At 37.0% G+C, this 13,785-nt stretch carries 12 protein-coding genes and 1 pseudogene; 8 read left to right on the forward strand and 5 right to left on the reverse strand.

The features are described 5' to 3' along the window. Together F6K06_RS23780 and F6K06_RS23785 are read left to right on the forward strand one after the other, a co-directional pair. Positions 1–2,653 (forward strand): formylglycine-generating enzyme family protein (locus F6K06_RS23780; protein ID WP_287323304.1); only part of this gene is annotated, 2,653 nt, incomplete at its 5' end. A gap of 171 nt (positions 2,654–2,824) precedes the next feature. Then, on the forward strand, positions 2,825–4,372 hold the full coding sequence (locus F6K06_RS23785) for an SUMF1/EgtB/PvdO family nonheme iron enzyme (protein ID WP_124143312.1): 1,548 nt from the start codon (positions 2,825–2,827) through the stop codon (positions 4,370–4,372). Positions 4,373–4,513: 141 nt separating this feature from the next. Here F6K06_RS23785 and F6K06_RS34650 read toward each other — a convergent pair. Then, positions 4,514–4,653, reverse strand: a pseudogene (locus tag F6K06_RS34650) (IS701 family transposase); the annotation flags it as partial. A gap of 244 nt (positions 4,654–4,897) precedes the next feature. On the opposite strand from F6K06_RS34650, the gene F6K06_RS23790 reads away from it, so the two are divergent. Continuing rightward, positions 4,898–5,224 (forward strand): hypothetical protein, encoded by a 327-nt coding sequence (locus F6K06_RS23790; protein ID WP_124154619.1) that lies wholly within the window; start codon positions 4,898–4,900, stop codon positions 5,222–5,224. Between the two features lie 99 nt (positions 5,225–5,323). On the opposite strand, the gene F6K06_RS23795 is transcribed toward F6K06_RS23790, so the two are convergent. After that, positions 5,324–5,677, reverse strand: coding sequence for a Dethiobiotin synthetase (locus F6K06_RS23795; protein ID WP_124143311.1), 354 nt, complete (start codon positions 5,675–5,677; stop codon positions 5,324–5,326). Between the two features lie 398 nt (positions 5,678–6,075). Here F6K06_RS23795 and F6K06_RS23800 point away from each other — a divergent pair, with 398 nt between their 5' ends. After that, on the forward strand, positions 6,076–6,318 hold the full coding sequence (locus F6K06_RS23800) for a hypothetical protein (RefSeq protein ID WP_287242550.1): 243 nt from the start codon (positions 6,076–6,078) through the stop codon (positions 6,316–6,318). A 93-nt stretch (positions 6,319–6,411) separates the two neighbouring features. Here the strand turns inward: F6K06_RS23800 and F6K06_RS23805 are convergent, their stop codons facing one another. The 3 genes from F6K06_RS23805 to F6K06_RS23815 form a co-directional block, all read right to left on the reverse strand. After that, entirely contained in the window at positions 6,412–7,515 is a 1,104-nt protein-coding gene (locus F6K06_RS23805; RefSeq protein WP_287242552.1) for a pentapeptide repeat-containing protein, read from the reverse strand. 202 nt (positions 7,516–7,717) lie between these two features. Beyond that, entirely contained in the window at positions 7,718–9,187 is a 1,470-nt protein-coding gene (locus tag F6K06_RS23810; RefSeq protein WP_287242554.1) for a carotenoid oxygenase family protein, read from the reverse strand. Positions 9,188–10,311: 1,124 nt separating this feature from the next. Further along, positions 10,312–11,757 (reverse strand): folate/biopterin family MFS transporter, encoded by a 1,446-nt coding sequence (locus F6K06_RS23815; protein ID WP_287242556.1) that lies wholly within the window; start codon positions 11,755–11,757, stop codon positions 10,312–10,314. 290 nt (positions 11,758–12,047) lie between these two features. Here F6K06_RS23815 and F6K06_RS23820 point away from each other — a divergent pair, with 290 nt between their 5' ends. The 4 genes from F6K06_RS23820 (at position 12,048) to F6K06_RS23835 (ending at position 13,550) form a co-directional block, all read left to right on the forward strand. Then, the gene (locus tag F6K06_RS23820) at positions 12,048–12,182 is read left to right on the forward strand and encodes a hypothetical protein (protein WP_275670471.1); all 135 of its coding nucleotides are present in this window, start codon (positions 12,048–12,050) and stop codon (positions 12,180–12,182) included. Continuing rightward, complete coding sequence (locus F6K06_RS23825) at positions 12,179–12,655, forward strand: WG repeat-containing protein (RefSeq protein ID WP_124147723.1); 477 nt, start codon at positions 12,179–12,181, stop codon at positions 12,653–12,655. The genes F6K06_RS23820 and F6K06_RS23825 overlap by 4 nt, the downstream gene beginning before the upstream one ends. Before the next feature lie 159 nt (positions 12,656–12,814). After that, positions 12,815–13,105: a hypothetical protein gene (locus tag F6K06_RS23830; RefSeq protein WP_275670472.1), complete on the forward strand. Its 291-nt coding sequence runs from the start codon at positions 12,815–12,817 to the stop codon at positions 13,103–13,105. Between the two features lie 301 nt (positions 13,106–13,406). Next, positions 13,407–13,550, forward strand: a complete 144-nt coding sequence (locus tag F6K06_RS23835) for a hypothetical protein (RefSeq protein ID WP_161564754.1) — start codon at positions 13,407–13,409, stop codon at positions 13,548–13,550. Positions 13,551–13,785 lie beyond the last annotated feature (235 nt).

The following is a 13,785-nucleotide window of genomic DNA, read 5'->3' on the forward strand; positions in this document are numbered from 1 at the left end:
AGAAAGTCCCCAACATGAAATTACTTTGCAACCTTTTTATATGAGTAAATATCCCATTACTCAAGAGCAATATCAAGCCATTATCGGTGAAAATCCCTCTCACTTTAAAGGAAGAAACCGCCCTGTAGAAATGGTAACATGGCACAATGCCACAGAGTTTTGTCAACAGCTATCCAAAAAAACTAGGAAAAATTACAGACTGCCGAGTGAGAGTCAATGGGAATATGCTTGTCGAGCAGGAACAACTACACCGTTTTATTTTGGAGAAACTATTACTACTGATTTAGTGAACTATAATGGCTACGATACTTATGGCAATGCACCTCAAGGTAGATACCGAGAACAGACTACCGATGTAGGAAGTTTTCCTCCTAATGCTTTTGGTCTATTTGATCTGCACGGCAATGTATGGGAATGGTGTCACGATATTTGGCATGATAACTATGAAGGTGTACCTAATGATGGCAGAGCTTGGATTGATAGTAATGAAGGAGAAAAAATCAATAATGAAAATGATTTAGATTCTCACAGTAATGATGAAAAAGAACTGTATTCTGTGCTGCGGGGTGGTTCCTGGGGCGATTTTTTTATGAGCTGCCGTTCAGCTATCCGCAGCTACAGCGTTAGGCGTGGCTACCGTCACAACTATCACGGTATTCGAGTAGTCGTCTGTAGTTCTATTGAGTTTCTAACTAATTATGGTGACTCTACTCCTAATATTCAACAGAGACAAAAACCAATTATTTTACCAAACAATAATTTAGAGAATCTATTATTAAAGCCTTCTGGTACTTCCCAAGCAAAATTACCTCTGAAAACTTTTTCATTTGAGGTTGTTAAGGTTAATAGGAGAGGTGAAGAAATAAACCGTGTTTGGAGAGAAGCAGAATTTTTTACTGAAGATTTGGGTAATGGTGTGATTTTGGAAATGGTAGCTATTCCTGGGGGTAGTTTTATTATGGGTTCACCGGAGAATGAAGCTCAAAGACGTGATACAGAAAGTCCCCAACATGAAATTACTTTGCAACCTTTTTATATGAGTAAATATCCCATTACTCAAGAGCAATATCAAGCCATTATCGGTGAAAATCCCTCTCACTTTAAAGGAAGAAACCGCCCTGTAGAAATGGTAACATGGCACAATGCCACAGAGTTTTGTCAACAGATATCCAAAAAAACAGGGAAAAATTACAGACTGCCGAGTGAGAGTCAATGGGAATATGCTTGTCGAGCAGGAACAACTACACCGTTTTATTTTGGAGAAACTATTACTACTGACTTAGTGAACTATAATGGCAATTATACTTATGGTAATGCCTCTAGAGGTAAATACCGAGAACAGACTACCGATGTAGGAAGTTTTCCTCCTAATGCTTTTGGTTTGTACGATATGCACGGGAATGTCTGGGAGTTGTGTGCTAATCTGGGAATTTTTCCTTCCTATGCTGATATGCACGGCAATGTCTGGGAGTGGTGGCTAGATATTTGGCATCATAATGAAAATAATCTAGATTCTCAAGGTAATGAAGAAGAAGAACTGTATCCCTTGCTGAGGGGCGGTTCCTGGTTCAACGATCCTGATTTATGCCGTTCCGCTTTCCGCGACTACATCAATAGGCGCGACCTCTGTTACAACAATTACGGTTTTCGTGTTGTCTGTAGTTCTGGCGCTCTAATTAATCAGGGTGCCTCTATTCCAAATACTCAACAGAGACAACAACCTATTATTTTACCTACCACTAAACCAGAATCTATTATTACTCCCCAACCAAAATTACCTCTGAAAACTTTTTCATTCGAGGTGATCACAGTTAATAACAGAGGGGAAAAAATTAATCGTGTTCGCAAACAAGCCGAATATTTTACAGAAGACTTAGGTAAAGGTTTGATCTTGGAAATGGTGGCTATTCCTGGTGGAACATTTATGATGGGTTCGCCGGAGGATGAAGCAGGAAGGCGTGATACAGAAAGTCCTCAGCATGGAGTTAGTCTCCAACCCTTTTATATGAGTAAATATCCTATTACTCAAAACCAATATCAAGCTATTATGGGAAAAAATCCCTCTTACTTTAAAGGAGGAAAACGTCCTGTAGAAAGGGTTACATGGTACAACGCCACAGAATTTTGTCAAAAGCTATCCCAGAAAACCACTAAAATCTATAAACTACCAAGTGAGAGTCAGTGGGAATACGCCTGTCGAGCAGGAACAACCACACCATTTTATTTTGGAGAAACTATTACTACTGATTTAGTTAACTATAATGGTAACTATACCTATGCCAATGCACCTAAAGGTAAATATCGGAAACAGACAACTGATGTGGGAAGTTTTTCTCCTAATGCTTTTGGTTTATATGATATGCACGGTAATGTCTGGGAGTGGTGTGCAGATGACTGGCATGATAATTACGAAGATGTTCCCACTGATGGAACTGCTTGGGTTAATAGTCATGATTTCCAAAATATCAATAATGAAAAAGAGCTGTATCCTTTGCTGCGAGGAGGATCGTGGTACGATAACCCTTATGTCTGCCGTTCTGCTATTCGCGGTGGCAGCGATAGGCAAGCCTCCCACGTCTACATTTTTGGTTTCCGTATTGTCTGTACTTGTATAAACCTAACCTTACAGGATGACTCTACTCCTAATATTTAACTTTAACCAAAATAACAAAAAATTATTCTACCAAGCACTAAACCAGAACCTATTATTATTCCCCAACCAAAATTACCTCTGAAAACTTTTTCATTTGAGGTAATCACAGTTAATAACAGAGGTGAGGAAATTAATCGCGTTCCCAAACAAGCTCAATATTTTACAGAAGATTTGGGTAATGGTGTGATTTTGGAAATGGTTTATATTCCTGGAGGGAGTTTTATTATGGGTTCGCCAGAAAGTGAAAAACGAAGATTTCACACAGAAAGTCCCCAACATCAAGTTATTCTCCAACCTTTTTATATGAGTAAATACCCCATTACTCAAGACCAATATCTTGCTATTATGGGTAAAAATCCCTCTTACTTTAAAGGAGGAAACCGCCCATTTGAAAATGGTATTACTTCCAGAGATTTTCCGACTCCCTGCTCTCTGTTTCCTGTTCTTTGTTCTTTGTTCTCTGTTCCCCATTACCTTCTTAAAATGAAAAATTCCCCAAACATTAATCCGAATCAAAACCCAGAAAAACAACCACAAATGCTTAACCCTAATGGTGCAAAAATCATTCTCGGTACACCATCCTCAGATTCCCTAGTTGTACCACTCGCACCTAGTCCAACTACAATGTTCGGACCCCGTGGAGCTTGCTTAATCTCAGAAACAGGACCTCTGTGGGTTGCTGATACCGGACATCATCGATTATTGGGATGGCGAAAATTTCCCGAAATTGACACGCAACCTGCTGACTGGGTTATCGGACAATCTGACTTTTCTCAAGAAGGGCAAAATGCCAATGGTACAACCACCGCAGCAACAGTAAGCGTCCCCACTGGTATCTGTGCTTGTGGAGAAGGGTTAGCAGTAGCTGATGCTTGGAATCATCGGGTATTAATTTGGAAGCAGTTACCCGAAGATAATAATGTTCCTGCCGATATCGTTTTAGGTCAGGCAGATTTTTCTCAAAATGAATCTAACCGGGGTCAACCAGAAACTGCTGCGGACCGAATGCACTGGCCTTATGGTGTCGTCTACCATCAAGGAAAACTCTGGGTAGCAGATACGGGCAACCGTCGGGTGTTGATGTGGCATCAGTTGCCAGAGGTTAATGGACAACCTGCCGATCTCGTTTTGGGGCAGGCAAATATGAGTTTTCGGGATGAAAATGGAGGGAGTGAAGCGACGGCAGCGAGTATGCGTTGGCCTCATGCAATTACTTTTTGGGGCAATAATGTTCCGCAACAGTATGGCGATCGCTTGATTGTGACTGATGCTGGAAATAATCGGGTAATGATTTGGGATGCCATCCCTACTGAGAATAATCAACCTTGTTCTGTAGTTCTCGGTCAATCTCAATTTAATACAGTACAGTTAAATCAGGGAGTTTATTTTCCTTCTGCTGCTAGTTTGAGTATGCCTTATGGTGTAGCTGCGGTTGCTAATTGGTTGATTGTTGCTGATACCGCTAATTCTCGGTTATTGGGTTGGCGGGATACTGTGGATATTGGCACTCCGGCAGTTGCATTAATTGGTCAGTCAGATTTTCAGAGTAAGGGTGAAAATGCTTTGAGTTTGTATCCGACTCGCCAAAGTTTGTGTTGGCCTTATGGGATTTCGGTTTGTGGCAATACTGCTGTTATTGCTGACTCTGGTAATAATCGAGTATTGTTGTGGTCTCTGAATCAGGACTTACGCAAAGACACTATATATAGTACATACTAAATCAGAGCGATATTCAACTGTAATTCTGCGCGATCGCTTAACTATCTATTCAAAAAGCTTCAGTTATTTAGAGTTAAATGAGTTTCATTTTATTTGAATTCTTTTACCTGATATTTTTTCTAATTCATTCCAACTTAATTATCCAATATTTTGATCTTTCTCGATTGCGACCAGTATCATCTACTAGATGATTTCTTTTTAAGAGACAGTAATAAAATTTTCCGCTTGTTATCTACCAATGCCATTAATCTTTGTGTTCCATACCAACTATCCATTAAGACAGTTTTATTGTGATCGTATTTTTCTCACTTAATGATATTACAAATGACTGTTTAAGATTTTTTTATTAAGTCTAAATACTTACTCCTGTTTTTTGGTTTTTACATACTGCATTTTGTAGCACCAAATGTGGGTTTATAAATAAACGGTAAAGCCTTTTTTATCTTTTTATTTTGGGTTTAATACCCCGCCATCTACACGGTATTGACAATTGGTTGAGGTTATAATACCAAGCGTGAAAAAATAATGTTACGAATAGTCAGAGGAATAAAAAGACAAATGCAGGATATGTCCTTTGACAAAGCGGTCGTTAGCGCAGCTTCCCGTAGGGTGGGATGGCGTACTTCGGAGCGGGTCTGCACTCTTCGGGTCTCCTCGCCATATCCAATCGACCAAGAGAGCGGTGCGACCCCGCGACGACGCCAGTCGCACCTGGTAGCGCACCAAGAGAAAAGAATTATTTCCGACCTGAAAAATGGTATTGAAGCTATTAATTCTGACTCAGTCCTCCTAACTTCCCCTCCTGGGAGGGGGAGGGGCGAGGGGTTGGTTGACTCCTCAGAAATATCCTAGCTATTTGTAGCAAATATTTATTAATTTGGTATAAGACACGAAGTAGCTTGTCGAAGACTTTCCCCATCCACTTTTTCCTTCTTTCTTCTTCAAGGATGATTATTTATCTGTAGGCCAAACTCCAGAAAAGATATTTTTCACCGCAATTGAAATTCGTTCAATATCTTCTTTTAAAAGTGGCGGCCACATTACTCCTTTTCGTCTACCAGCTTCAAATAATTTTAGACTTTCTATTGCTAATAAATATAATCCGGCAACTAATTCTCGGTCTAGAAGAGGATCTCCTTGCAACATTTCAAAAGAGATTTTTAGAGCTAACAAAATATTAGTTGCTTGGCCAGGAATAGGAGGTTTACCTTGTTCGAGACGCATGAGGAAAGCATCTGGATTAATTTTAGTTTCTAAAGCTGTTCCTTGATCTATGAGAAATTGACGGGCAGTTTCATAATTCATATTAATAATTAGGTGGTAGGTTTTAGGTGTTATACCAATTTTATGTGAGGTGGCACAGAATGGGAAAAAGCATAAGTAATTTGTAGGTTGGGTTAAGCGATAGGGCAACCCAACAAAAACTCATATCGATTAATTACTGATCATAAAGTTTTTGTTTTTTTGTAATTAAGCCCTAGCCCTTACAATACTTAGTATTATTGCTCCAGCAAAATTACGAGCCTAATTATAACTGTTCTAATGAACATGATATTATTTGCTACTATTGATAATTTTCCGGCACTAGAAAATTACGATTTTATAATTAGATAGGAAAAAATTTTATCGTGACAAATCAATGTTGCTTAGACCGTTAAACTACGTCAATTATTGTTAATTAGGGTCTGCTGAATAAAGTCTTTTTGCTCTTTGTAGGAGACAGGAGACAGGAGACAGGAGACAGGAGAAATGGGAATGTAGAGGAGGTAGGAGCAAGAATTGTCTCTCAATTTTTCTGCCATAATCATCCTAAAATACCAGCACGCATGAGCTTTTTCCACCAAAAAGTTGGTACTTTTTTCAACGCTAAAACGCTAAAACCTTTATCTGTAAATACTTTTAGAATTAATCAGCAAGCCCTAATTAATTATGGTGAGAGACTTTGATTAACTTTGCTTAGAGTTTTGGACAATACTCCCAATTTTTAAACTAAACTGTGGCTAATATTAGCGACGCATTGGAGCTAATACTGGGTCTTCCTAAGAATCTTCAAAAATAGCTCCTTGTTGAATGAGGTCTTGTTTGAGTTGTTCATTCATTCCTTGGCTATTGCTGCTGAATTTTGTATTTATTACTTTACTGTTTTCTAATTTAGCTCCACTGAGGTTAGCTCCACTAAGGATAGCTCCACTAAGGTCGGCTTCTCTGAGGATTACTCCACTGAGGATGGCTTTTCTGAGGTAAGCTCCACTAAGGTCGGCTTCTCTGAGGTCAGCTTCACTGAGGTCGGTTTCTTCGAGGTAAACTCCTCTAAGGATGGCTCCACTGAGGATAGCTCTTCTGAGGTAAGCTCCACTGAGGATGGCTCCACTGAGGATGGCTTTTCTGAGGTCGGATCCATTAAGGATGGCTTTTCTGAGGTAAGCTCTACTAAGGTCGGCTTCTCTGAGGTTAGCTCCTCTGAGGTAAGCTCCACTAAGGTCAGCTCCTCTAAGGATGGCTCCACTAAGGTCGGCTCCTCTGAGGTTAGCTCCACTAAGGTCAGCTCCTCTAAGGATGGCTCCACTAAGGTCAGCTCCACTAAGGTCAGCTCCACTAAGATTTAATTTTTCGCTCCTTCGATAAGTTCTAATTTTTTGAATTAATAGTTCTTTTTCATCAACTCCAGTAACCGCGGCTTTAATTTTTGCCACATCAGTGTCAGAAATATCCCCAGTAATTGAAAATGCTAATTTTTCCTTTTCAGGCTCGATAAACTCAACATTTTTTATTGGCACATCAAATATTTCTGTTAATTCTTCAGAGTTAAATAATTTTTCTATTTTTTCCAAACCTTCTGGAGAACCTTTTAACACAAACTTTAAACTTCCTTCATCAACATCAACAATTGTTAATTCTGCATCATCCGCATCAGCAGCAATTTTTTGTAGATGTTTTTCAATTACTTTTAATGTGAGCTCGTGTGTAATATTGAGACTGCCAGTTATTATAAATGCTAATGCTATATTTTTCTCTTCTTTTGGATTCGGATTTTTTTCAGATGCATAGGCTGTAGAATGATTGTTATTCACTTGAATTATTATATTTTTGTCACCCTGAATAATTTGATTATTGTTTTTCTTGTTAGATTCCTCGTTATTCATATTATTAATTTTAGATAGATTGCTTTGATTTACTTTTACTTTAAGAATCCATCTAAATCAGGAAATATTAGGTTATCTACTTCATCTGTCCCTAAAGTAAGCTGTGGCTAATACCCCTCTATAAATTGGGGGAAATATCAGATCAATCCCCCCCAATTAAACAACCGTTTGCCTCTAGATTTTCAAGTCAACCAAACATCAATTACTCCCCAAAATAATGAGGTGTAAAACTCCCATGTAAACCATAAGGAATATGATGCTTTAAATGCAAAATTGCCACAGGTTTTTTATTCAAATCTCTAGCATCCAAAATCACAACATCCGACCGATGTTCTGCCGCATCATACATCAACATCAATAACCAACCATCATCTTCATTCACCCCATTCGGAAAAGGAACAAATAAAGGTTCTCCGGCAAAACCTCGCGGTGCAACACTAAAAATTTGACGTTCTCCTGTTTGCCAATCAATCTTTAATATTGCTTGTAAAGGAGCGTTTCCACTTGGTTGTTCTGCTACTCCAATAAATAAATATCGATAAGCTTCTCCCACATTATTCGGATTTAGATTCGGAAAGTCACAACAACGACTTTCAAGCAATTTATGTTCTACATTATTCTCTGACAAATTAATCTTAAATCGCCATAATTGACTTGCTGGAATTGAGTCAAAATCTAATTCACGAAAATCATCACCCATGTCAACTTGTGGGAAAGATTCATAACAAATAGAATCTACATAAATTTCCCCATTCTTTTCCCAAGCATTAGCATGATGAAATATAAAACAAGGTTTCGTTTCCAAAATTTTCATAGCTTTACTACCATCACGAGGAATTAAAATAACCTGTGTTGATTTATTAGGTGAAAATTTCAAACATTGACCAGCACCTCGCAGTCCCAAGAAGAAAGGAATAGGATTTAAAGTAACAGGATTTTGGAAAAAGATACAGTAATTTGGTGTAATTGCCATATCGTGTAAAAAGGCAAAACCAGGAATCGAATTAGAGTAACGTTTGAATAATTTTCCCTGACTATTAAACTCAAAAATAGTGATAGTACTCGATAAACCAGGCTTTACAGAAAAGTTAACTAAAACATCTCCTTTACCATCCTTTCCTTTCTCAATTCTGGGGTGAGCAGAAAAAGCTTGACCAGGTTGTAAAATTCCATCTAAATCATCAAGTTTAATAGTTTCTAATGTCTTTGGATTTAACTGATGAGGTTCTGCTCCTTCCCACAATGCCAAAAGTTTATTCCCCCAATAAAGAATACCAGTATTGGCAATATTTTTATTTTTTAGGTCGAAAATATTAGCTAACCAACCACCAGGTTTTTGAGTGCCAAAAACGCCTCGATAGAGAATTTTTCCTGCTGCTTTTTCTGCCACATATCCTTCCGTTTTAACAAAGCTATTTCGGAAGTGGGCACGACCATTTTTAAAACCAATAGCACAAACCATTCCATCACCATCAAAAGGATGAGCGATCGCCTGACCATTAATATCTAATAAACCAGGTCCGTTGCGGAAAAAAGTACCATTCAAATCTGCTGGTATTTCACCTTCTATATCATCAATCCAATAATCATATTCATTGGGTTGAGATTCATATCCTTTTTGCCAATCTTCACGAGTATAAGATGTAGATTTTTCAATTTGTAAATTTGTCATAATTAAATCCTAATTTCTCAACTTTTTAAAGTTTTACACGAAATATCAATTTGAGGGAATTAAACTATCTCTATCGCTCAACACAGAAAAAATCTGACTTAATTACAAATCAGAAACTAAAAATATATTCACTACTGTTTTGCCATACGCAATAGTAGAATTTCAAACCTTTCCACAAAGTAGACTCGAAACCAAAGACGATCGCTCAACACAGAAAAAATCTGACTTAATTACAAATCAGAAACTAAAAATATATTCACTACTGTTTTGCCATACGCAATAGTAAAATTTCACACCTTCCCACAAAATAGACTCCAAACCAAAGGCGATCGCTCAACACAGAAAAAATTCGACTTAATTACAAATCAGAAACCAAAAATATATTCACTACTGTTTTGCCATACGCAATAGTAAAATTTCACACCTTCCCACAAAATAGACTCCAAACCAAAGGCGATCGCTCAACACAGAAAAAATTCGACTTAATTACAAATCAGAAACCAAAAATATATTCACTACTGTTTTGCCATACGCAATAGTAAAATTTCACACCTTCCCACAAAATAGACTCCAAACCAAAGGCGATCGCTCAACACAGAAAAAATTCGACTTAATTACAAATCAGAAACCAAAAATATATTCACTACTGTTTTGCCATACGCAATAGTAGAATTTCAAACCTTTCCACAAAGTAGACTCGAAACCAAAGACGATCGCTCAACACAGAAAAAATCTGACTTAATTACAAATCAGAAACTAAAAATATATTCACTACTGTTTTGCCATACGCAATAGTAAAATTTCACACCTTCCCACAAAATAGACTCCAAACCAAAGGCGATCGCTCAACACAGAAAAAATCTGACTTAATTACAAATCAGAAACCAAAAATATATTCACTACTGTTTTGCCATACGCAATAGTAGAACCTCAAACCTAAGAAAGAAAGGGATAATATCATGTCCGGAAATTAGTGATGAAAAAAACCCAACTGTGTATACATGGCAAATCTCTTTATTCTCCCTACTCCCTATTCCCCTGTACAGACGAAAAGGTCTTCGCCCCTAGTTATTGATAAGTATTCAACCGCACATGATATTACACCTACGACCTACCACCTATTTTTAGTTTTGAGAGTTTTTACCACTAGGAGTTGGTACCATTTCTGGTAAATATTCTGGTAAAAAATTATCTCTACCAACTTCAGAGCTAATAGAATTCAGCTCTAATACTGATAGAGAATTAATATTTTCATTTTCCTCCATTTGAGCATTAGCTGCTGGTAACCAATTTAGTAAAAATAATGGCAATAAGGTAGATAGGTTAGTGATAACTATTAACAACCACAAATTATCAAAATTTGTCTCTGTAACTTCTAACCAATGCATTAACAATGCACCTCCTTCATGGGAGATAAGTCCAGCTAAATTATAGATAGACATTAATAAAGCAAATAGAGTTGCTTCTACTCCTGGTGGGCAAAGTCTAGCAGCTAAAACTAATACAGGCATGAAAGCAATTTCTCCCATTACTGTTAGCACTAAACTATCTCCTAAACTAAACCAATGGTCATCGATACCTAGACTGCGGTTAGCATGAGTAACTAGCAATAAAGTAGTCATTCCTAAAACAGCAGAAATAACTATAGACCATCCGAAAATTTTCCGAAAAGGAACAGATTTAAAAAAGCGTTGAAATAGCCAAACACCTATTAAAGCTGCAATACTTGTTACTAACCGTACCCTACCTAAAAATTCTGGTTGAAATCCTAATTCATTTGTGGAAAAGAAAAAGAAAGCTGACTCAGAATTAGGGGTTGCTTGCCAAATAAATAGGAAAGCAGTTGGTAATAAAATTGATTTTTTAGTAACAGCTATTTTCACCAGTTTAATTTGCTGTTTTACATTGTCAAAATTAATCCCAATAGTAACTTTTTCTTCATTAATTAACCAGGCTACAACAGAAACAATCAAAGGAAAAATAGCTGTCATTAAAAATACAGTTTGATTACTAAAATGCTCTAGTAAATAACCACTCAAATAAGCAGTTATTAGTCCTCCTAATGCTGAAGCTGCCCAACATAAAGATTGTAGAGAACCCGTACTACTAACAGATTCTTTTTGCACTTTTTGTACAACTAAAGAATCAACAATTACATCACTAATAGCTACCGATAAAGAACTCAGAGCGATCGCTCCCGTCGCTGCTAGTGGAGTATGTACCCATTTTGCCAATGCTATCCAAGAAAATGCCCCCAGTACCCCAGAAAAAATCATGTAAGGTCGTCGTCTATAACCTAATATTGGCACTCCATCTGAAATAAACCCAAAAACAGGTTTAATCATCCACGGTATGATGACAACGCCCAACATTGCCGATACTTCAGCGGGACTCATGGCCAATTCATCCTTGAGAAAGAAACTGACAGCAAGACGTCCCAACCCTAAAATTCCTTGGACGAAGTAAACAAGCAATATAGCTATGAGTTCCGGTGTCGGTTCATTGCCAAAAAATACTCTCTGTTTGAGGGATTTTTTGAGCTTGATTATGCCTTGAGGAGATATGAACATCAGTTAACACTTATTAACATTTTTTAACCTATATCATCTTATCTTAACTAGCTATCAGCTATCAGCTATCAGCTATCAGCCGAAAAATTTGTGTCAAATCCCCGTTACAAAAGTAAATTCTGACTTCTGACTTCTGACTTCTCACTTCGTAAAGGCCAATAATAGGACAATTCATATCAAAAGTATGAAATCTATTCTGATTATCTCTATGTATCGCTGATTTTTGGGAATTTCTGCAATATTTACGATTTGAAATTGAGTCTCTTTAAAAGCATCAACTGTAGTTTGAATTGAACTTTGAAGAAGGAGACAGGAGACAGGAGACAGGAGACAGGAGACAGGAGGAAAATTACTTGGGGTTAGAATCCCCATGTAATTTTGAACACCCTGTAGACGGTGGGGTATTAAACCCACAAAGAAAATGATAATAAAATATTATAAATTATCGAAAATTTTGCATAAATTATCATCAATGACTAAGTTTTTAATTCCTTTTCAGAGTGATGGGAAATGGGGGTATAAAGATCGAGCTGGAAAGGTTGTAATTCCGCCAAAATTAGAAACAGCAAGTGAGTTTTCTTTAGGAGTAGCAAAAGTCAAGATTAATAATCAAACTCAATATATTGACTCTAATGGAAAATTTTTGGATGTTAATCAACCACAAGAACCAAAAAATTATCATGATGAAGTAACCGATCGTACTGAAGAATTAATACGGTTTAAAGTCAACGATCTGCATGGTTATAAAAATAGAGAAGGAAAAGAGATAATACCTCCTACTTATGTATCAGCTTGGCAATTTTCTGAAGGTTTAGCACTTGTAAAACGAGATAAAAAGTGGGGTTATATAAACTATAAGGGAAAAATTGTGGCGTTTCTGAAATGTAATGGTAAGTAGCTGAAGGTAAAATTGAAAAACTTATGTTTTGCGTTGATACTTAATCTAAAAATCATTACCACTCAGCAATGCCAAAATTGTTATTGATTTTATCTATGATTTTGCCGATAGTTTTAGTCAAGAAATAGCAAGGGGAATGCTAGAAAAAAATATGGTTATATCAATAATTGTGGAGAGGAAGTTATGCCAATTTGTTATGACGAATTAGGAAGGTTTAATGGAGAACTAGCATTTTTTAAGCAAGGAAAAAAGAGGGGATTTATTAATAAAAGGGGAGAAGTAGTTGAAACACCTACTAATCAAGATTTACCAAAGCAAAAACAAGTCAATCTAAAATGTCAATATGCCAAAGCAGAGCAAAGTACAATAACAAAAAAACAACTGGAAAATACAAACTATTCACGCAGCAGAAGAACACGCAAAAGAAGTAGCAGCAAAGTCAAGAATTAAAATATAGTGCTTCTCAGATTCATGAGTTACACTTGTTTTTCTTCTTTTCTCTTTCCTGTTCCCAGTTAAAATATTCCCAGTTAAGGTTTTCCCTAAAACCCATAACTTTGTACCTCACAAATATAATAATTGCTATATTCCCTAGATACACTGACCTTTTTACAGCAAAATTAAAATTATGATTTTTTTTGATTCAGGAGATGGTATTTATACTCCCAGATTTATTTCTGCTTCCTGCCTGATAAATCACATTCCCCATATCAATTTGCTATATAGAACCCCCGATTATATCTTCATAAATATGCGCGTTTTTTTAGCTAGAAGTCAGGAGTCAGGAGACAGGAGACAACCCACCCCTCGCCCCTCCCCCTCCCAAGAGGGGAAGGTAAGAGGAAAGAGGGAAGATGTGGGGAGAAACAATACAAAAAACAGTGTTGCACAGTGACGAATGATTTGATATTTTTGATAGAATTGGATTGTGGATTAATCAATTGCTAGAATGATTAATATGAGGTTTTTCTTAGTCAAAATCTAAAGCAATTTTTGGCAACATCATTCCATAATGTGCAACCCCCAAAAAACACTCCTTCTTCAGATTTTTCCTCAAAATTGATGCGCGAAAAGACTTGACTACCATAATTATATAGATATCAAATGGGTTCTATACAAAAAATAGTATA

This window comes from Okeania sp. SIO1H4, from assembly GCF_010672695.1.
Taxonomy (GTDB): Bacteria; Cyanobacteriota; Cyanobacteriia; order Cyanobacteriales; family Microcoleaceae; genus Okeania; species Okeania hirsuta.